The following is a 19,249-nucleotide window of genomic DNA, read 5'->3' as shown; positions in this document are numbered from 1 at the left end:
CTCCTGCGGGCAGCAGCGATCGACTCGGCTCCAGGGACGAAGCCCGGCGGACGGCAACCTTGACCCGCTACTTCCTGCGCCGCCTGGCGGCGTCGCTGATCCTCCTCTGGCTGGTGGTCAGCCTGACCTTCGTGCTCCTGCAGGCGGCGCCGGGGGATCCCCTCGCCAACCTCATGGAGACCGGTCGCGGCCGCCTGCCTCCGGAGCACGAGGCCCGCTTGAAGGCCATCTACGGCCTCGACCAACCGCTGCATCAGCAGTACCTCTCCTGGCTTTCAGCGGCGGTGCGCGGCGACTGGGGCTACTCCATCGCGCGTCAGCGGCCGGTGGCCCAGATCGTTCGGGAAGCTCTGCCGACGACTCTGTCGCTGGCCTTCGCCGCCATCCTGGTGGAGTACCTGATCGCCGTTCCCCTGGGCGTCTGGGCGGCGCGCCGAGCCGGCTCCGCCGGCGATCACGGCCTGCGCCTGGTCACCATGGTGGCCTGGGCGACACCGAGCTTCTGGCTCGGCCTGATGGCCCTTTTCACCTTCAGCTATTGGCTACCCTGGTTTCCCGGCGGGCATTTGAGCTCGCCGGGAGCCTCGAGCTGGCCCCTCGGCGCTCAGCTCCTCGACCGACTCCATCACCTGATCCTGCCGGCCTTGGTCCTCGGCGGCGTCGCCGCCGGCGGCACGTCGCGGTTCGTGCGCAACGGTCTGCTCGAGCAGCTCGGCCAGGACTACATCCGCACCGCCCGCGCCAAGGGCCTGCCGGAGAACCGAGTGGTCTGGCGCCACGGCATGCGCAACACCTTGATCCCGCTGCTCCAGCTCCTCGGCCTTTCCCTGCCGACGCTGCTCAACGGCTCACTGGTCACCGAGATCGTCTTCAGCCTGCCGGGCCTCGGCCTGGTGACGGTGCAAGCCCTCCTCGCCCGCGACCTGCCGGTGATCCTGGCCACCACCGCCCTGAGCGGCTTCCTGGTGATCTTCGCCAACTTCGCTGCCGACCTCCTCCACGCCGTCCTCGACCCGCGGGTACGCCGTGCCTGAGCGCTCCCTGCTGACCTCGTGGCGACGGACGCCGCTGATCACCGCCGGCGCCGTCCTGATCGTCGGCCTCGCCCTCGCCGCCCTCTCCGCCCCCTGGCTGGCCTCGGCCGATCCCGCCCACCAGTTCGACATCGTCGCCGGCAAGCAAATCCTGCCCGGAGCCCAGCGCTACGTGCTCGAGTTCGCCGACAACCGTCTCCCCCAGGTCGCCGAGGAGGTGGTGCGCCGGGGAGATCAGCTCGAGATCACCCGTAGCGGCCGGCAGCGCACCTTCGCCGAACAGGAGATCGCCAATCTGACCGCCGAGGGCCTACCGCCGCAGCGGACGTTTCTGCTCGGTACCGACCGCCTGAGCCGCGACCTCTGGGCGCGACTCCTCTACGGCGGCCGCATCTCCCTGGTCATCGGCTTCCTCGCCGCCCTCCTCGCCCTCGTCCTCGGGGTGCTCGTCGGTAGCCTGGCGGCGAGCGGCGGAAGGCTGGTCGACGCCGTTCTGATGCGCCTCGTCGACACCTTCCTCACCATTCCTCCGCTGTTCATCCTGCTCGCCCTGGTCAGCCTGCTGTCACCGGGCATCGAGGCCATCATCCTGCTCCTCGGCGGAACCTCCTGGATGACCATCAGTCGCCTGGTGAGGGCCGAAATCCTGAGCCTCAAGGAGCGCGACTTCGTGCGCGCCGCCCACGGCCTCGGGCAGCATCCCCTGCGCGTCTTGCTGCGCCACATCCTGCCCAACGCCCTGACTCCGGCGCTGGTCCAGACCGGCTTGCTGGTCGGCAACATGATCCTCACCGAGTCGGCCCTGTCCTTTCTCAGCTTCGGCGTCCCGGAGCCGGCATCGAGCTGGGGCAAGATGGTCGCCGACGTTACCGGCGGACCGATCGATCTCTGGTGGATGGCGGTCTTTCCGGGCAGCGCCATCATCCTGACGGTGATCGCCTTCAACCTGGTCACGGACGGTCTCCGCGACGCCCTCGATCCCCGCCGGCAAAGACTCTGAAGGATCGCCTCGAAGGGCTGTAGAATCCTGCTTCGAGCTCGGGCCTTCCCGATCAACGACCGCACGAGAACCCCTTGAACAGCGAAACACGCCGGACCGAGGAGGAGGCCGCGACCGGGCCGAGCCACCGCAAGCCCCTTGCGGTGCTGTTCTTCACCGTTCTGATCGACCTGCTGGGCTTCGGCATGATCCTGCCGCTGCTGCCCTTCTACGCCCAGGAGTTCGGAGCCAGCGACTTTCAGATCGGGCTGCTGCTGGCGGCCTTCAGCGCCGCCCAGCTGGTGATGGCGCCGATCCTCGGCATCCTCTCCGATCGCTACGGCCGGCGTCCGGTCCTGTTGACCGCAATCGCCATCGGCTTCTTCGCTTACCTGCTGTTCGCGGCGCCTTCTCTGCCGGGAGCTCCGGGGCCCCTGGCAACCCACGGCATCTGGGTGCTGATGGTGGCGCGCTTCGTCGCCGGCAGCGCCGCCGCCAACTTCGCCGTCGCCCCGGCCTACATCGCCGACATCCTGCCCGCCGGCCAGCGCAGCAAGGGCATGGGCATGCTCGGCGCCGCCTTCGGCCTCGGCTTCGTCGGCGGCCCCGCCCTCGGCGCCTTGCTCGGCACCTGGGGGCTGGCGGCGGTCGCCCTCGGACCGGCCGTCCTGTCCTTCGTCAACTGGGGGCTGGCCTACTTCTACCTGCCGGAATCGCTCGCCGCCGAAAATCGCCGCCGCACCCCGTGGAACCCCTTCGACGGTTTTCGCCGCCTGACCGGCAATCCGCACCTCAAGGGCTTGCTCACGCTGTTCTTCCTGGTCACCCTCTGCTTCTCGCTGATGGAGGCCACCCTCGCCCTCTACTGCCAGCACCGCTTCGAGTTCGGGCAGCGCGAGACCGCCTGGCTGTTCGTCTACATCGGCGTTCTCCTGGTGATCGTCCAGGGCGGCTTGATCGGCCGCATGGCCCGCCGCTTCGGCGACCGCCGCATGGCCATCGTCGGCATCGCCGGCATCGCCGCCGGCCTCCTCGCCTTGCCCTTGGCACCGGGCCTCGCCACGCTCGGTCTCGCCGGCGCCCTGCTGGCCTTCGGCTCCGGTTTCTACAACCCCACGTCGATGGCGCTGATCAGTCGCATCACCGGCAGCGCCACCCAGGGAGAAGTGCAAGGCCTGTCGCGCTTCTTCGGATCCCTGGCCCGCGTCCTCGGTCCCCTCGGCGGAACCTGGCTGTTCGAGCGCGTCGGCCCGGCGATGCCGTTCCAAGCCGCCGCCGCTCTGATGGCGGCCACCTGCCTGTTCGCCTGGCCGGTGCTGCGCCGGCTGCGCGGCCCCGACGGCGAGCCGATCTGAGGCCCGTGCTCCGACGGCGCTGGACCGGCACCACGAAATGCTGACCGACGACTTCGATTTCGAGCTTCCCGAGGCGGCCATCGCCCAGCAGCCGGTGGCCCGCGGCAGCAGTCGCCTGCTGGTGGTCGACGAAGCCGCCCGGGAGCGCCGCCATCGCAGAGTCTCCGACCTGGCGGATCTACTCCTGCCCGGCGACCTGCTGGTGGTCAACGACACCCGAGTGATTCCGGCCCGGCTCTTCGCCCGCCGCGCCGCCACCGGCGCCCGCATCGAGCTGCTGCTGATCGAGAAGGTCGACGACACCCTGTGGGACGTCCTCGCCCGCCCCGGACGCAAAGCCCGCCCCGGCACCCGACTCGAGCTCGCCGAGGGTCTCGAGGGGCGCACCGAATCACGCCCCGACAGCGATGACGGTCGCCTGCGGGTGCGCTTTTCGCAACCTGTCGAGCCCTTTCTGGAGAAGCTCGGCCACATCCCCCTGCCGCCCTACATCAAGCGCCCCGACAACGCCGCTGATCGAGAGCGCTATCAGACCGTCTTCGCGGCCAAGGCGGGGGCCGTCGCCGCCCCGACGGCGGGCCTGCACTTCGACGACGCCCTCCTCGCCGCCCTTGAGGCGCGCGGCGTCGAGCGCGCCACCGTCACCCTCCACGTCGGCATCGGCACCTTCAAGCCGGTGACGGCGGACCTGGTGCACGAGCACCGCATGGAGTCGGAGCGCTTCGAGATTCCGGCCACGACGGCGCGCGCCCTGCACCGGACTCGGCAGCGCGGCGGTCGGGTGGTGGCCGTCGGCACGACCGTGGTGCGCACCCTCGAAGGGGCAGCTCGCCAGGGTCTCGAAAGCGGCTCGGGCCGCACCGATCTCTTCATCACGCCGGGGTTCCAGTTTCAGCGCGTCGACCTGCTGTTGACCAACTTCCACCTCCCCAAGTCGACTCTCCTGATGCTGGTCAGCGCCTTCGGCGGCCGGCGCCGAATGTTGGCGGCCTACCGCGAAGCGATCGCCGAGGGCTATCGCTTCTACTCCTACGGCGACGCCATGCTGCTGGCGCGGGCAGACGCCGCGACGGCCGAATCGCCACCGAGTGGGAACTCGAACCAAGAAAAGCGCGTAACTAGCGAAGACTGACCACCGCTGCCGGCCGGCCACCATGGACGCCGCCCGTACCGCCGCAAGGAGAAGCCATGAGAAGCCTACTCGTCGTCCTCTGCCTCGTCCTCCTCTCGCCGACTCTGCTGCTCGCCGACCCGATCGTCATCGGCGAAACGGCGACGGTCCGTTCGGAAGTCCTCGACGAGAACCGCACCCTGATGATCTCGCTGCCGGGCAGCTATCGCGAAGAGGGCACGAAACGCTATCCCGTGCTCTGGGTGCTGGACGCCGAGACCCGCTTCCTCCACACCCTCGGTACCGTTCGCAGCCTCGCCCGCACTGGCCATATCCCCGAGCTCATCGTCATCGGGGTCACCAACACCGATCGCACCCGCGACCTCACGCCGCCCTGGAAGGGCGACCCGATGGAAGGCCGCGACCAGCAGCGGGAGGCCGGCGGTGGAGCCGACAATTTCCTCGAGTTCCTCACCGACGAGGCCATGCCCGGAGTCAACAAGAGCTACCGCACGGTGCCCTTCCACATCCTCTCCGGCCACTCCTTCGGCGGCCTCTTCGCGGTCCACGCCTTTAGCCAGCGGCCGGATGCTTACGCCGCCGTCATCGCCATCAGCCCCAGCCTGTGGTGGGACCACGGCCGACCGGTGGACGAGATGATCGCCTTGCTCGACCGCCGCCCGGATCTCGCCGGTCGCCTCTACGCCACCCTCGGCGATGAGGGTGGAGACATGCAGGCCCAGTTCAAGCGCCTCACCGAGGTGCTGCGCCACCGGGCGCCGGCCAGCCTCGACTGGTCGGCCCGCATTCTCGAAGGGGAGGACCACGGAACCGTTCCCCTGCCCACCGTCTACGGCGCCATGCGTCATCTCTTCGACCGCTGGCGGCCACCGACCTTCGCCGCCGCCGACGGCATCGCCGGCCTCGAACAGCACTACACCGACCTCTCGGCCACCTACGGCTTCGAAATCGCCGTACCCGAGAACCGCGTCAACAACCTGGGCTACGCCGCCCTCGGCGACGGTAAGGTCGACGAAGCCATCGCCCTGTTCGAACGCAACGTGCGGGACTACCCCGATTCGGCCAACGTCTACGACAGTCTCGGCGAAGGCCTGGAAGCGGCCGGGCGCCTCGAAGAGGCACGCGACAACTACCGCCGCGCCGTGTCGATGGGGAGCAAAGTCCAGGACCCCAATCTGAGCGCCTACCAGGCCCACCTGACGGCGGTGCAGTCCAAGCTGGCCGGCAACTGAAGGGGCGCTGGAAACTCGACGAGCCACCCGGCTAGAATGACGGATAGGGGTCTGTGATTACTTCTGGAGGAGGTCTCCGATGCCCAACTCTGCTGTCGTTCCTGTCGCCGTCTGCCTCGCCCTGATCAGCACCACGGTGCTGGCCGAAGCGCCTCGCTACCGGCCGCGTGAGCCGTTGCCGAAGGAGGCGCTGCCGCTGTCCGCCATCCCGCAGCTTCCTCGAGCCGCCGACAGCGCCGCCTTGCAGTACCGCCTCGTCGTCAAGCTGAAGGACGAGGTCGAGGGCCGTGCCCGGGCCGGCAAGGTCGTTTCCTTGGCCGGCAGCCGTCTCGACCGCCTGGAGGCAGTGGCGGCGGAGCATCGCTTGGTCTTCTCGCCACTGCTGCGCACCGATCCCCAAAAGCTGCGCGACCTCGAACGGCGCGCCGCCGAGCGCACCGGTGTCGCCGCCGCCGATCTCTCGAGCCTGATGGTGGCCGAGCTTCCCGACGCCACACCGGGCAAGCTGCTCGCCGCCGGCAGGGCGCTGCTGGCGCTGCCGGAGATCGAAGTCGCGTCCCTGCAGCAGCTCTTCCCGCCGCCGCCGGCGGATCAGGCTCCCCCGACCCCGGATCACGTCCCCAACCAGACCTACCGCGGCCCGGATCCCGGCATCGACGCCGACTACGCGGCCTCGCAAGGAGCCACCGGTGCCGGCATTCGCCTCGCCGACTGCGAGTACGGCTGGACCCAGACCCACGAGGACCTCGAGGATCGCAATCTCAATCTCGAGGCCGGCCAGACCGTCGCGGCGGACGTCTTCACCAACGGCTGGGACCAGCACGGCACGGCGGTGGTCGGGATCACCTCCGGCGTCGACAACGCCTACGGCGTCACCGGCCTGGCGCCGGACGCCGAGGTCTACACCTATCCCGAGTGGACCGACGAAGAGGGCTTCCGGCGAACCACCGCGGTCACCAACGCCATCGCCGACTCGGCGGTGGGCGATGTCGTATTGCTCGAGATGCAGTCCGGCGGCGCCGGCGGCTTCGCGCCGGCCGAGTTCGACTTCGGCGTTTGGCTGGCGACCAAGACCGGAACCGATGCCGGCGTCATCGTGGTCGGCGCGGCCGGCAACGGCAATCAGGATCTCGACTCGGCGCCCTACGCCGCCTACCGCGCCCGCGGCCACAGCGGCGCCATCCTGGTCGGTGCCGGCAGCAACAACACCAACCACGACAAGCTCGGCTTTTCGACCTATGGCTCGCGCGTCGACGTCCAGGGCTGGGGCACCGGAGTCTTCACCCTCGGCTACGGCTCTTTTGCGAGCTACGGCGGCGACCACCCCAACCAAAGCTACACGGCGACCTTCAACGGCACCAGCTCGGCCTCGCCTTTCATCGCCTCGGCGGCGGCGATATTGCAGCAAGTGGCGGTGCAGGAGTACGGTGACCGGCTGTCACCCCAGGGCATGCGCAATCTGCTGGTGACCACCGGCATCCCGCAAGGTAGCGGCGGCAATATCGGACCCTTCCCGGACCTGCGGGCGGCGATCGACAACCTGACCGGCAACGGACCACCGACGGCGACGCCGGAGAGCTTCACCGGCACCAGCGACCAGAATCTCGACATCCCCTTTGCCGACCTCCTCGACGGCGACAGCGACCCGGACAGCGATCCGCTGACAGTGGTGCGCTGGACCGCTCCCGGCAACGGCGCGATCTGCTTCAGCTCGGACACCCTGCTGGTCTACTGTCCGAACGCGGGCTTCGTCGGCAGCGACAGCTTCGAGTACGTCATCAGCGACGGCGTGCGCGAGGCCTCGGCGACGGTCAGCCTCGAGATCGTGGCCCCGGTTCCGCTATTCGTGGACGGCTTCGAGAGCGGCAATACCAGCGCTTGGTCGGCGACCGTCGAGTAGCTCAGCGGACGAGCCGGGCTGGTCGTGGAATCGGTTCGCGATCCGCGACGTAGGTTGAGAGAACCCGCCGAGCCCGGGGGCTCGGCCGTCGCTGCGGGGGAAACCACATGAGCGCCATCCAGATCATCGTCGCGGTTTCGAACTTCTTCTGCGCCATCCTGGTCAGCGCCATTTCGTGGCCGATGGTGCGGCGGCGGGTGAAGCCCAATCGCCTCTATGGTTTCCGCATCGCCAAGGCCTTCGAATCGGAGGAGAACTGGTACGCCATCAATGCCTGGGGAGGTCGCCAGATGATCCTCTGGTCGTTGCCGGTGGCCTTGGCCGGTGTCCTCGCCTTGACCCCGATCGTGGGCGACTCCGAGATGCGCGTGTTGATCGCCGGCCTGACGCCGCTGCTCTACATCATCCCGTGCATCGCGGGCTGGCTCTACGCCCGCAGCCTGTGAGCCACCACCTCGACGAGCTCGTCGATGCCCTCGTCGAGGGGCCGAATCACCGGTAGGCCGAGCTCGGCCCGAAGCTCGGCCTGGGCCTCTGCGAGCTGGCGCCCGCTCAAGCCCTCGCCGTTGAGGCACACGGCCCAAGTCTCGACGCCGTAGACGCGGATCAGCTCGATCTCGCTGGCGATCGACGGCAAGCGGCAGCCTCGGTCCTCGAAATCGACGAAGAACTCGCGCCCCGGCGCCACCTGCAAGACCACCCCATCGACCGCCCCCGAGAGCAGCATTTCGCTGCCGCAGGGGCCGGAGGGATTGCGCAGACCGGACTGCCCTTCGATCAGGATCAGCTCGGCACCGGTGTCGCGATGGCAGTCGAGCAGCGCCCGTTCGAGCTCGCCGCTGACAAAGTCGTTGGGCGTGGCGTCGAACAAGAAGCCGTGGCGATAGCCCTGCATCCAGCCGGTCTGCCCGGTGTAGATCATCTCCGCCGCCAGGCCGCGGCGACGGCAGCCCTGCCACAGCCAGCGACAGGTGGTGCGCTTGCCGATGGCGCAGTCCATGCCGAGGACGGCGAGACGGCGAGCCGGCAGGTCGAGGACCGCACCGCTCCAGAAATGCAGATCCGGCCGCGGTCGCCGAATGTCGAGGAGCTCGCCGCCATGGGCAGCCGCCAAAGCCATCAGCTCGTCGTCATCGGCGAGCCACTGGTGCAGCCCCGAAACCACCGAAAGGCCCGCTTCCAGGGCCTGCCGGACCTGCTCCCGGGCCGGCGCCGGCAGGTAGCCCCCGGGGAAGGCCACGCCCACCACCATCCAGCGCGGCGGCGGCTCGCCGACGGTCGCCAGGCAGTCCGCCAAGGTGGCGAAGACCGGCACCCCCTTCGCCCGGCCGTCCATCACCTCACCGGCGTCGCGACCGCCATGGCGCTCGTCGATCACCGCCCGCACGGCGAAGCGGTCCGAGCCGCGCAGCAGCCCGTGGGCGGTCTTGGCGAAGTTGGTCGCCAGCAACCCCTGGGTCAGGACGACTGCCGATTGCGCTTCCATGGCGAAATCAGACCACGCCGGCGCCGGGCCAGCAAGGCGGCTCAGAAGGTCAGGCGAAGGGAATTGGTGATCGACAGATCGGTTTCCTCGACCCCGGCCGGGGGCTCGCTGTCGTGCTGGACGACGGCTGCCAGGGAGAGGGAGAGGCGCTCCCCGAGGGGCACCTGGAGATCGAGCTCGTTGAGCAGGCGAAGGTCCGACGGATCGTCGAGCTCGGGCTGCACATAGAGCGTGTTGATCAGACTGCTGCCCTCGCTCTTGAGGCGCCATTTCCAGGACAGATAGCTGGTCGCCCGCCAGGTCTCCGAGGAACGCTCGTCGGGGCCGTCCTCGGGGACGTCGAGGCGCTCCGATTCGGCCATCAGCCCGAGGCCCAGGAAGAGCTCCCGCCGGGGCTTCTTGACCAGCGTCCAGCGTCCCCCGGCCCCCAGGAGGTAGCGACTGTCGAGATTGGTGAACTCGTTGAACTCGTTTTGCAGGAAGGTCTCCCACGAGAGCTTCGATGAGTGGTACCAGACCCAGCGCAGGTGGGCGAAGCTGCGGCGCTCGGAGCGCTCACCGCTCTCCTCTGCGAAGTCACCGTTGGCGACCAGAAAGACCAGGCGCTTGACGATCGGATCGTACTGCGCCTTGGCATCGTCCGACGTCTCGCCGGCCGGGGCCGCCGGGACTTGGGGCGGCACCTTGGCTTCGGATTCCTCCCAGCCGGGTGGCGGCTCGAACACGATCTCCGGCGGCGGCGGCATCAGCACGGCGTGCTGTATGCGCAGGCCGACTCCCGCCGACACCCGGTCGGTGTTGCCGTCCTTGGCCGCCAGACTGAGGGAGAAGAAGCCGCTGTAGCCGGCCTTCTCGGCCCCCAAGCGCAAACGCTCGGTGTTGATCTGACCGGACAGCGGGAGAGGGCTCACCAGCCAGCACACCACGGCGATCCCGGCCAGCAAAAGAGTACGTACACTCATCGCGCGGAAACTACCATGGCGCCCGCTCGTCGACTCCCAGCCCCGGCCGGTCGAGGCAGTCGAGACAACCCGCGACGAGGCGAAAACCGCCCCTCGCCGGATCCCGTGACAGATCGAAGCTGCCATCGAGATCGAGGTAACGAGTCGCTGGGCTCGCCAAGGCCACGTGCAGAGCCGCCGCGATGCTGATCACGCTCTCGTCCATGCATCCCCACATCAGCTCGAGGCCGGCGGTCTCGGCCAGGGCAGCGATCTGCCGCGCCGGCGCGATACCGCCGCACTTCATCAGCTTGATATTGAAGATCCCGAAGGGCTGGGGCGCTGCCGACAGTCGCAACCCGTGCGCGGCGTGATGGAGACTTTCATCGGCGGCACAGCGGCGCCGCTGAGGCTCCGGTAGGGCTGCCATCGCGTGATCGGACTCGGCCGGCAGCGGCTGCTCCACGAGCTCGACGCCGAGCCCTTCGCAGGCGGTGAGCAACGCGCCCAGCTCGTCGGCCGCGTAACCCTGGTTGGCGTCCACCCGCAGGCCGACACCGGGTCCGACGGCGCGGCGAATCGCCTGCAGAGCGGCAAGGTCCAGCGCCAGGCCGGCGCCGATCTTGATCTTGAGAATGCGAAAACCGTCGGCAACCCGCCGGCGAGCCTCGTCCGCCGCCGACTCAGGGTCCTGAATGCCGAGGGTGATGGACGTCGGCAGCATCGGCTGAGCCCGTCCCAGCACCTCCACCAGGGGCGCCTCGAGCACCTTGCCCCAGAGGTCGTGGAGGGCGATGTCGAGAGCCGCCCGCGCCGCCGGCCAGGCGCCCAGAGCGCGACCGACATGCCCCAGCAGAGCCGGCAGCCGTCGCACATCGGCCCCGAGGGTCAGAGCTTCGAGATGGTGCTCGAGGGCGGCCGCCGACTCCTCCGCCCGCTCCCCCGTGATCGCCTCCGCCGGCGAGCCCGCCCCGAGACCGACCCGGCCGTCCTCGAGCTCGAGACGAACGTGCAGGATCTCCACCGCATCGAAGGCGGCATAGGCGATGGCATAGGGTTGCGTCAGCGCGATGCGCTCGACGCGGCTGTCGGCCCGGAGGATCTTCATGGCAGCATCTCGCGGCTGCCGATGGTAGCAGCCACCCTGCCCCGAGGGTCGCGTGCTACCATCCCGCCGCTCGCCCTCTGGAGAGCTCTCCGAGCCCTTCGCGGTCGGACTCTCGGAACCATCCGCCCACGCCCTGAAAGGAATGCCATGGAAGCCCTCACCGGATCTCAGCGACGTCACCTGCGGGGTCTCGCCCACTCCCTCGACCCGGTGGTTCACATCGGCCAGCACGGTCTCGGCGAGGCGGTTCTGCAGGAGGTCGAGAAGGCCCTCGATCACCACGAGCTGATCAAGGTTCGGATGGTCGGCGACAAGGGCGAAAAGAAGACCTTCGCGGGCGAGATCGACCGCCGACTGGGCTGCGAATGCGTCGGCATGATCGGTCACGTCGCGATCTTCTATCGCCCTCACCCGGACGAGGCCAAACGCAAGGTTCGGCTGCGCGCCTAGCCGGCCCCGGAATCGACCGCGGCACCGGCGGGTAAGGCCCGCCGGCACCCGATGACGTGGAGCTTACTTTGCTGCGGTCGTTCCCGTGGTGATGGTGAAGGGACCACTGAGACCCACCACGCGACCATCGTCGAGGCTCACGATCCGAACTCTCGCCGAGGTGGTGGCGGGGGTGGTGACGCCCCAGATCTGGGCGCCATCGTCGGGGGTCGTCGCGAAGAGCACCTCCGGGACTTCGACTTCAGACGAGGTTCCGAGGGAACGCAAGAGCTCGATGCGCAAGTTGCCCGTCACGCCCAGGCTCGACCAGCGAATGGTCTGCAGCGAACCACCGGGAAGAATGGCCCCGGTGGCCGGCTCCAGCACGACCAGGGCGCCAACCAGGGCGAAAGTACCGTCGGAAACATCCGCCCCGCTGCCGTCGAGGCGAGTGACGCGCAATCGAGCCGTCTCGGAGAGAGGCAGCGTCGGCGTCCACTCTTCAACGCCATCGTCTTGGGTCGCAGCGAAGAGCGTCGACCAGCTCGCTCCATCGTCGCGCGACAGCTCGATCTGAACGCTACCGCCGCGCGGCGAGGGCAGCCATCGAATCGTCTGTGGCTGCCCGACGGACCAGACCTCGCCGCCGTTGGGGGCCAACACCGTCGGCAGGCTGCCCAAGCTGAAGGTCGCGTCACTGACGTCGCTCACCGAAGGATCGGAGAGGGCGGTCACCCGCAGCAGGCCGTTGGTGGTCGCCGGTCCGGACACGGTCCACGGCTGCTGTCCATCGTTGGCCGTCGAGGCGAAGAGGACCTCCCAGGAGACGCCACCATCGCGTGACAGCTCGATCCGGACGCTACCGACGACTCCGTTCGCCTGCCAGCGCAGCGTCTGTAATGAGCCCTGGGGCCAGGACTCGCCGCCATTGGGGGCCACCACGATGGCGGTCGGAGGACCGGTGATCGAGAACCTCGCGGCGCTGGTGGCGGCGATTCCCGGCAGATCGAGGCTCGAGATCCGAAGGCGCGCCAACGAGGTCGGGGGACCGGTCACGGTCCAGGCGGCGACCCCGTCGTTCTCCGTCGCCGGAAACAGCACCTCCCAGGTCGCCCCGTCGTCGCGCGACAGCTCGATGCCAACGTCGCCCGTCACCGCTGCCGAGGACCACTCGATCAACCCCGGCTGACCGAGGGGCCAGAACTCACCGCCGTCGGGATTCTCCAGCGTGATTCGCGAGCCCTCGAGGCAGCTTCCGTTGGTCTCGACGAACGCCCCGATCGCCTCCTGGGAGTCGCGGACGAATCCAAGGATCGGTGACTGAATCGCGCCGCACATCACGGCCCCGCCAGCCGGATCGGGATCAGGGCAGGTCGCAAGCCCGCAATCGCCGTCAGGGCACGGGCCTGCGACGTGGGGCAGCATTCCGAGCAGGTGTCCCAGCTCATGGGCCACCAAACCGACTTCCCGGTAGTTGGTGGTCAAGGCGTACGACTGACTGCGATCGACACAGGTGGCGGCGATCTGCCCTGCGAAGCCTCGAATTCGGACAATCGTCCCCGAGAAATTCTCGCGCCAGACGTCCCGACCGCTCATCAACAACACCTGGTCGCGATCCACCGCCTGCAGCGCCGGCGTGTTCTCCCAGGCATCCCAAACCTCACACCAGCTACGCCAGACCTCACATTCCTGGTAGTTCCCGAAGCGAATGTGGACAACCTTCAGCATCAGGTCGAGATCCCGCTCGTAGAGCTCGCTGACCAGGTTGATGACGCCGAGGGCATGGCCGATGACGAAGGGCCCATGGAGGGCCTGATACTCGGCGTCGAGGTCGAGGGCGAGCTCGACCACGCGCAGCGGCGGAGGCGCGGTGCCCCGACCGCCGGGGGAGACCCCGCCGAAGATTGCCGCGTTCTCGACCTCTAGACGCTGCAGGCCACATCCCACGCCGCCTTCCTGATGGTGGGAATCGTCACGGTAGATCAGCAGGCGGTCGGTGCCGCCTCCGGCGACGAACTTGTAGGCCGGCTCGATCAGCCAGCGCTGCTCGGCCACCTGCACGGCTCCGAACAGCAGATCGTCGTCGAGCCACAGGCGCACCCAGCTATCGGGCTCGTCGGCGACCCGGCCGCGGTAGGTCGCGGTCCGCCCAGGAGAACCTTGGAGAGCGTCAAGGTTGGGCGCGACGATCGATACCGGGTCGAGGATCAAGGTCCTCGCCTGGCCCTCGATGGTCAGGATGAAACGGCCCGACCGATCGACCTCCCGCCGGACCTTCGCCGGCGCCAGGGCCTGCAGCTCGTAGGCGCTCAAGCGCGCCGCCGCAGCCCGGTGAATCTCAAAATCGCTCGCCGACGAGGTCTTGCCTGGAAGCGTGAAGGGTGCTTTGGTAAGACAGACCACCGCCGACGAGGCATTGCTGATCAGCGGACAGTCGTCGAGGTCCGCGCCTGCCGGTAGGGTCGCCAGCAGAATCGCCGTCAGAGTGAATGGGAAAGCTCGTTGTCTCATGATGAGTCTCCTTGGTGTTCGACCGAGCTTTGGTCTTCGCCCCTGCACCACCCACAGGCACCTGATATGGCTTCACAACATAATTACGTACGCACAACGACGAGGGATTTCCGCGGGCGGCTCCCGATCCGCCGATTCGCCGACCAGCCACCCGCGGCCACCGCAACAAAAGCCCCGCAGCACCCGTAAAATCCAGCGGGCGCAACCAAAGGCCGGTGGCCGGCGAAACCACTAGAAAGAAGCAACTCGCGAACAGGCGTTCAGCGCTGGCAGAACGGGTGATGATTCAACTGCAAGACATCCACAAGTCCTATACCGTCGGCAAGAACCGTCTGCACGTTCTGAAGGGCATCGACATCGAGATCGGGGCCGGCGAATTGGTGGCGATCATGGGCTCCTCGGGCTCTGGAAAGTCGACCTTGCTCAATATCCTGGGCATCCTCGATGGCTACGACGAAGGCCACTACTCGCTCGCCGGAGAGACCGTCCAGCAGCTTTCGGAACGGCGCGCGGCGCGCTTGCGCAACCGCCTCCTGGGCTTTGTCTTCCAGTCCTTCAACCTGATCTCCTTCAAGACCGCCGCCGAGAACGTCGCCCTACCGCTGTACTACCAGCGAGTACCGCGGCGCCGGCGCAACCGCATCGCCCGCGAATACCTCGATCAGGTGGGCCTCGCCGACTGGTCCGATCACCTGCCGACGGAGCTTTCCGGCGGGCAACAGCAGCGCGTCGCCATCGCTCGCGCCTTGATCAGTCGACCCAAGGTGATCCTGGCGGACGAGCCGACCGGCGCCCTCGACACCAAGACCTCCTACGAGGTGATGGATGTTCTGCGGGGCATCCGGGATCAGGGCACGACCGTCGTGCTGGTCACCCACGAGCACGACATCGCCGCCCTCACGGACCGCACCATCCACCTCAAGGATGGCCGCATCGACGACGATCCGGTGAGCTGAGCGCGATGTTCGATCTCGACAAGTGGCAGGAGATCTTCGCCACCCTGCGGCAGAACAAGCTGCGCACCTTCCTGACCGGTTTTTCCGTCGCCTGGGGGATCTTCATGCTGATCATCCTGCTCGGCTCCGGCAACGGGCTGGCGAACGGCGTCGAGTACCAGTTCCGGGACGATGCCATCAACAGCATCTGGATCTCGCCGGGACAGACCAGCCTGCCCCACCTCGGCCTCAAGCCCGGCCGCAGCGTGCGCCTGACCAACGACGACCATCAGGAGATCGCCTCCGAGATCGACGGCGTCGAGCACATCACTTCGCGCTTCATGCTGCGCGGCCACAACCGAGTGCGCTACGGCGACAAGAGCGAGTCCTTCAATATCCGCTGTGTCCACCCAGGGCACCTCCATCTCGAGAAAACCGAGATGATCGCTGGGCGCTATATCAACGACCTCGACCTGGCCGATTTCCGCAAGGTGGCGGTGATCGGGGAGCCGGTGAAGGAGCAGCTCTTCGGGCGCGCGACGGCGATCGGCAAATACGTCGAGATCAACGGTATTCCGTTCAAAGTGGTCGGGATCTTCCACGACGCCGGCAGCGTCGGCGAAACGGAGTTCGTCTACCTACCGATCACCACCGCCCAGCGGGTCTTCAACGGTCGCGACCGCGTCAACCAGATCATGTTCACCACCGGCGAAGCCGATCTCGCCGCTTCCCAGGCGATGGCCGGCGAAGTGCGGCAGCGTTTGGCGCAGCGCCATCGCTTCGCCTTGGCCGACCAGCGCGCCGTCGCCGTGGACAACAACAACGCCAGCTTTCAACAGGTGCTGCAGGTGATCGACGGAATTCGCCTGTTCGTCTGGCTGATCGGCATCGGAACCATCCTGGCCGGCGTCGTCGGGGTCAGCAACATCATGATGATCGCGGTGCAGGAGCGCACCCGCGAAATCGGCGTGCGCAAGGCGCTGGGAGCGACACCGGGCTCGATCATCGGCCTCGTCCTGCAAGAATCGGTGTTGATCACCGCCGTCGCCGGCTACACCGGCTTGGTGCTCGGCGTGGCGGTGCTCGAGCTGGGGGCCGACAAGCTGCCCAACTCGGATTTCTTCCGCAATCCCCAGGTCGATCTCGGCCTGGCCCTGGCGGCCACTGGCGTGCTCATCCTGTCGGGCTGCCTGGCGGGCTTTTTCCCGGCCCGCAAAGCCGCCCGCATTCGCCCCATCGAAGCCCTGCGCACGGAATAGAAGAGGATCTGCGGCGATGTTCGACCTCGACGACTGGCAAGAGATCTGGAATGCCCTCTCCCACAACAAGCTGCGCACGCTGCTGACCGCATTCGGGGTCTTCTGGGGCATCTTCATGCTGGTCATCATGCTGGGCTCCGGCAACGGCCTGCGCAACGGCGTCGACGCCGACTTCACGAGCGGCGCCACCAACAGCGTTTTCATCTGGCCGCAGCGCACCTCGATGCCCTTCCGCGGCCTGCCGGAAGGACGCCGCTTCAACTTCGACAACGACGATACCGCCGCCGTGATCGCCGCCATCCCCAACGCCTCCATCGTCGCCCCTCGCGCCCAGCTCGGCGGCTGGCGCGGCGCCCACAACGTCACCCGCGGCAACAAGGCCGGCGCCTTCGACGTGATGGGTGACGTGCCCGAGAACTTCCGCATCCAGCCGGTGAAGCTGGTCGCCGGTCGTCTCCTCAATCCCCTCGACGTCGCCGAGCGGCGCAAGGTCGCGGTGATCGGTGAGCGCGTCCGCGACCTCCTCTTCGAGGCCGACGAGCCGGTGATCGGCGGCAGCATTCAAGTCCAGGGGGTCTACTTCAAGGTGGTCGGCGTGTTCGCGTCGCTACAGGACGGCGAAGACGGCCAGCGCTCCACCCAGACCCTGTTCATCCCCATCTCCACCTTCCAGCGCGCCTTCAACTGGGGCAACCTGATCAGCTGGCTCGCCATCACCTCGCGAGATGACGTCCCGGCATCGCAGGTCGAGGCCGAGGTCAAGGCTCTGCTCGCGGAGCGCCACCGCATCCATCCCAACGACCGCTGGGCGATGGGATCGTTCAATCTCGAAGAGGAGTACAACCAGGTGCGCGGCCTGTTCGCGGGCATTCGAGTGCTGGTCTGGATCGTCGGCGCCGGCACCCTGGCGGCGGGCGTCATCGGGGTGAGCAACATTCTGCTCATCCTGGTCAAGGAGCGCACCAAGGAGATCGGCCTGCGGCGCGCCATCGGGGCCTCGCCCTTCGCGGTGATTCGCCAGATCTTGCTCGAAGCCCTGGCCCTGACCTCCCTCGCCGGCTACTGCGGCCTGGTGGCGGGCATCGGCGTTCTCGAGCTGGTGCGCCAGATCCTGGTCAACACCGATGGCAACGGCGGCATGTTCCGCAATCCCGGCGTCGACCTCCAGACCGCCGCCATCGCACTCCTCATCCTGGTTTTCGCCGGTACCTTCGCCGGCCTGATTCCGGCCCGCCGAGCGGTCGCCGTTCGCCCCGTCGCCGCCCTGCGCAGTGATTAACCCGCCCTTCTCACGAGCTTTCCGCTGCGAGCCCGTATGTCCCCGAATCTGCTGCGTTCTCCGTCGCTTGCTCTCCTCGCAGTACGTCGAGTACGGCATCGTCGTGGCAGCAACGGATGCCTTGCATCTTCAAGAACCTACGCCCTGTCGCGAGGAATCCTCGTGAGAAGGGCTGGCTAACCCCTATGGGATGCTGAGATCGCGATGAAGAAAATCCTCTACTCTGTGTTGGGACTGATCCTGCTGGCGACCTTCGCCGGCACCCTGTGGTTTCTGTTCGACAAGTCGCAGGTCGAGCCGACGGTTTACGCCGCCGAAGCTCCCTTCAACGCCACCATCCTGCAGAAAACCGTCGCCACCGGCTCGGTCGTGCCGCGCAAAGAGGTGGCGATCAAGCCCAAGGTCTCGGGCATCGTCGAAGAGCTCTTCATCGAGCCCGGCCGGGAGGTGGCCAAGGGGGATCGGCTGGCGCGGGTGGCGATCGTTCCCAACATGGTCAGCCTGAGCAGCGCCGAGACCCGCCTCAACCGCGCCAATATCGGCCTCGAGAATGCCGAGAACGAGTACCAGCGCAACCAGCGCCTGTTCGATCAGGGATTGATCTCCGAGTCCGCCTTTCTGAGCTTCGATCTGGCCTTCAAGAATGCCCGCGAAGAGCTGTCGGCGGCCGAGGACAACCTCGCTCTGGTGCGCGAAGGTGCCCGTAAACGGGCCGGCACCGCCACCAACACCGTGGTCCGCGCCACCACCTCCGGCATGGTGCTCGAGGTGCCGGTCGAGACCGGCGACTCGGTGATCGAGAGCAACACCTTCAACGACGGCACCACCATCGCCACCATCGCCGACATGGACGAGCTCATCTTCGAGGGCCAGGTCGACGAGTCCGAGGTCGGCAAGCTGAGCGAGGGCATGGATCTCGAGCTCACCATCGGCGCCATCGACAGCGAGCGCTTCGCCGCCGAGCTCGAGTACATCGCCCCCAAGGGTGTCGAGATCGACGGCGCCATCCAGTTCGAGATTCGCGCCGCCCTCACCCTCAAGGACGAGCTCTTCGTGCGCGCCAACTACAGTGCCAACGCCGACATCATCCTGGCGCGCCGCGACGACGTGCTGTCGATCAAGGAGAGCTGGCTGCAGTTCGAGGGCGGCACGCCCTTCGTCGAGGTCGAGACGGCCCCTCAGAGCTTCGAGCGCCGCGACATCGAAACCGGACTCTCGGACGGCATCAACATCGAGATCGTCACCGGCCTCGGCGAAGGCGAACGCATCAAGGATCCCAACAGCGGCCGCGCCGACGCCTAGTCCTCCGGCCTCATCACCTGTCAAGGCCGGCTCACCGAGCCGTGACCAGGGGCGGCCCCGGGGCCGCTCTCTGCCATTACACGATGTCGCTCTCGGAGCCCGAAGACGCGGGGCCCGCCGACCGCAGGGCGGCGGACCCCGCCAGGTGAGGATCTCCGGAGATGGGGTTGGCTGAGGAAGCCGGAGATCGATACCTCGGTCAGAGCAAGCCCCGACCTACTTCTTGGTACGGGAGCCGCCGGCGCCCTATCCAGGCGAAGTCGCTTCGCGTCTCCTTCAGCAGCCTGCTAGCAGGCTGCTGAAGAAGTTCAGGTTCGAGGGCTTCTGGCCCGAGTGTAACCCCGAGCCCAGCGGGCGAGGCGGGGCC

General features: G+C 67.6%; 16 protein-coding genes. 12 read left to right on the top strand and 4 right to left on the bottom strand.

Translation table 11 applies throughout. The features are described from left to right. Positions 1-59 precede the first annotated feature (59 nt). The 7 genes from AAF604_15170 to AAF604_15140 all read left to right on the top strand — a co-directional run bounded on the left by AAF604_15170 (position 60) and on the right by AAF604_15140 (position 8,078). The gene (locus AAF604_15170) at positions 60-1,034 is read left to right on the top strand and encodes an ABC transporter permease (protein MEM7051009.1); all 975 of its coding nucleotides are present in this window, start codon (positions 60-62) and stop codon (positions 1,032-1,034) included. After that, positions 1,027-2,034 (top strand): ABC transporter permease, encoded by a 1,008-nt coding sequence (locus AAF604_15165; protein ID MEM7051008.1) that lies wholly within the window; start codon positions 1,027-1,029, stop codon positions 2,032-2,034. The genes AAF604_15170 and AAF604_15165 overlap by 8 nt, the downstream gene beginning before the upstream one ends. A 74-nt stretch (positions 2,035-2,108) precedes the next feature. Next, positions 2,109-3,368, top strand: coding sequence for an MFS transporter (locus AAF604_15160; protein ID MEM7051007.1), 1,260 nt, complete (start codon positions 2,109-2,111; stop codon positions 3,366-3,368). A gap of 37 nt (positions 3,369-3,405) precedes the next feature. Beyond that, positions 3,406-4,500 (top strand): tRNA preQ1(34) S-adenosylmethionine ribosyltransferase-isomerase QueA, encoded by a 1,095-nt coding sequence (gene queA, locus AAF604_15155; GenBank protein MEM7051006.1) that lies wholly within the window; start codon positions 3,406-3,408, stop codon positions 4,498-4,500. A 56-nt stretch (positions 4,501-4,556) separates the two neighbouring features. Then, complete coding sequence (locus AAF604_15150; GenBank protein ID MEM7051005.1) at positions 4,557-5,732, top strand: alpha/beta hydrolase-fold protein; 1,176 nt, start codon at positions 4,557-4,559, stop codon at positions 5,730-5,732. A gap of 79 nt (positions 5,733-5,811) precedes the next feature. After that, positions 5,812-7,632 (top strand): S8 family serine peptidase, encoded by a 1,821-nt coding sequence (locus AAF604_15145; protein MEM7051004.1) that lies wholly within the window; start codon positions 5,812-5,814, stop codon positions 7,630-7,632. Between the two features lie 107 nt (positions 7,633-7,739). After that, positions 7,740-8,078, top strand: a complete 339-nt coding sequence (locus AAF604_15140) for an SdpI family protein (protein MEM7051003.1) — start codon at positions 7,740-7,742, stop codon at positions 8,076-8,078. On the opposite strand, the gene AAF604_15135 is transcribed toward AAF604_15140, so the two are convergent. The 3 genes from AAF604_15135 to AAF604_15125 are packed head-to-tail and all read right to left on the bottom strand — an operon-like array spanning position 8,060 to position 11,167. Next, positions 8,060-9,118, bottom strand: a complete 1,059-nt coding sequence (locus AAF604_15135) for a DUF1611 domain-containing protein (GenBank protein MEM7051002.1) — start codon at positions 9,116-9,118, stop codon at positions 8,060-8,062. The two genes, AAF604_15140 and AAF604_15135, sit on opposite strands and share 19 nt — an antisense overlap. Before the next feature lie 41 nt (positions 9,119-9,159). Next, positions 9,160-10,080, bottom strand: coding sequence for a DUF481 domain-containing protein (locus tag AAF604_15130; protein MEM7051001.1), 921 nt, complete (start codon positions 10,078-10,080; stop codon positions 9,160-9,162). 10 nt (positions 10,081-10,090) lie between these two features. Beyond that, positions 10,091-11,167 (bottom strand): dipeptide epimerase, encoded by a 1,077-nt coding sequence (locus AAF604_15125; protein ID MEM7051000.1) that lies wholly within the window; start codon positions 11,165-11,167, stop codon positions 10,091-10,093. A 147-nt stretch (positions 11,168-11,314) separates the two neighbouring features. Between AAF604_15125 and yhbY the strand changes: the two genes are divergently transcribed. Further along, a complete protein-coding gene (yhbY, locus tag AAF604_15120) occupies positions 11,315-11,617 on the top strand; it encodes a ribosome assembly RNA-binding protein YhbY (GenBank protein ID MEM7050999.1) in 303 nt (100 codons plus the stop codon). 63 nt (positions 11,618-11,680) lie between these two features. Here yhbY and AAF604_15115 read toward each other — a convergent pair whose 3' ends face one another. Next, the gene (locus AAF604_15115; protein ID MEM7050998.1) at positions 11,681-14,107 is read right to left on the bottom strand and encodes a hypothetical protein; all 2,427 of its coding nucleotides are present in this window, start codon (positions 14,105-14,107) and stop codon (positions 11,681-11,683) included. 281 nt (positions 14,108-14,388) lie between these two features. On the opposite strand from AAF604_15115, the gene AAF604_15110 reads away from it, so the two are divergent. The 4 genes from AAF604_15110 (at position 14,389) to AAF604_15095 (ending at position 18,882) form a co-directional block, all read left to right on the top strand. Next, positions 14,389-15,063 (top strand): ABC transporter ATP-binding protein, encoded by a 675-nt coding sequence (locus tag AAF604_15110; protein ID MEM7050997.1) that lies wholly within the window; start codon positions 14,389-14,391, stop codon positions 15,061-15,063. Positions 15,064-15,068: 5 nt separating this feature from the next. After that, positions 15,069-16,301, top strand: coding sequence for an ABC transporter permease (locus AAF604_15105; GenBank protein ID MEM7050996.1), 1,233 nt, complete (start codon positions 15,069-15,071; stop codon positions 16,299-16,301). A gap of 16 nt (positions 16,302-16,317) precedes the next feature. Continuing rightward, positions 16,318-17,580, top strand: a complete 1,263-nt coding sequence (locus AAF604_15100) for an ABC transporter permease (protein MEM7050995.1) — start codon at positions 16,318-16,320, stop codon at positions 17,578-17,580. 204 nt (positions 17,581-17,784) lie between these two features. After that, positions 17,785-18,882, top strand: coding sequence for an efflux RND transporter periplasmic adaptor subunit (locus AAF604_15095; protein ID MEM7050994.1), 1,098 nt, complete (start codon positions 17,785-17,787; stop codon positions 18,880-18,882). Positions 18,883-19,249 lie beyond the last annotated feature (367 nt).

The sequence above is a fragment of the Acidobacteriota bacterium genome (genome assembly GCA_039028635.1).
Classification (GTDB): domain Bacteria; phylum Acidobacteriota; class Thermoanaerobaculia; order Multivoradales; family JBCCEF01; genus JBCCEF01.
Note: the sequence above shows the minus strand (reverse complement) of the source record. Positions and strands in the feature narration are given on the sequence as shown.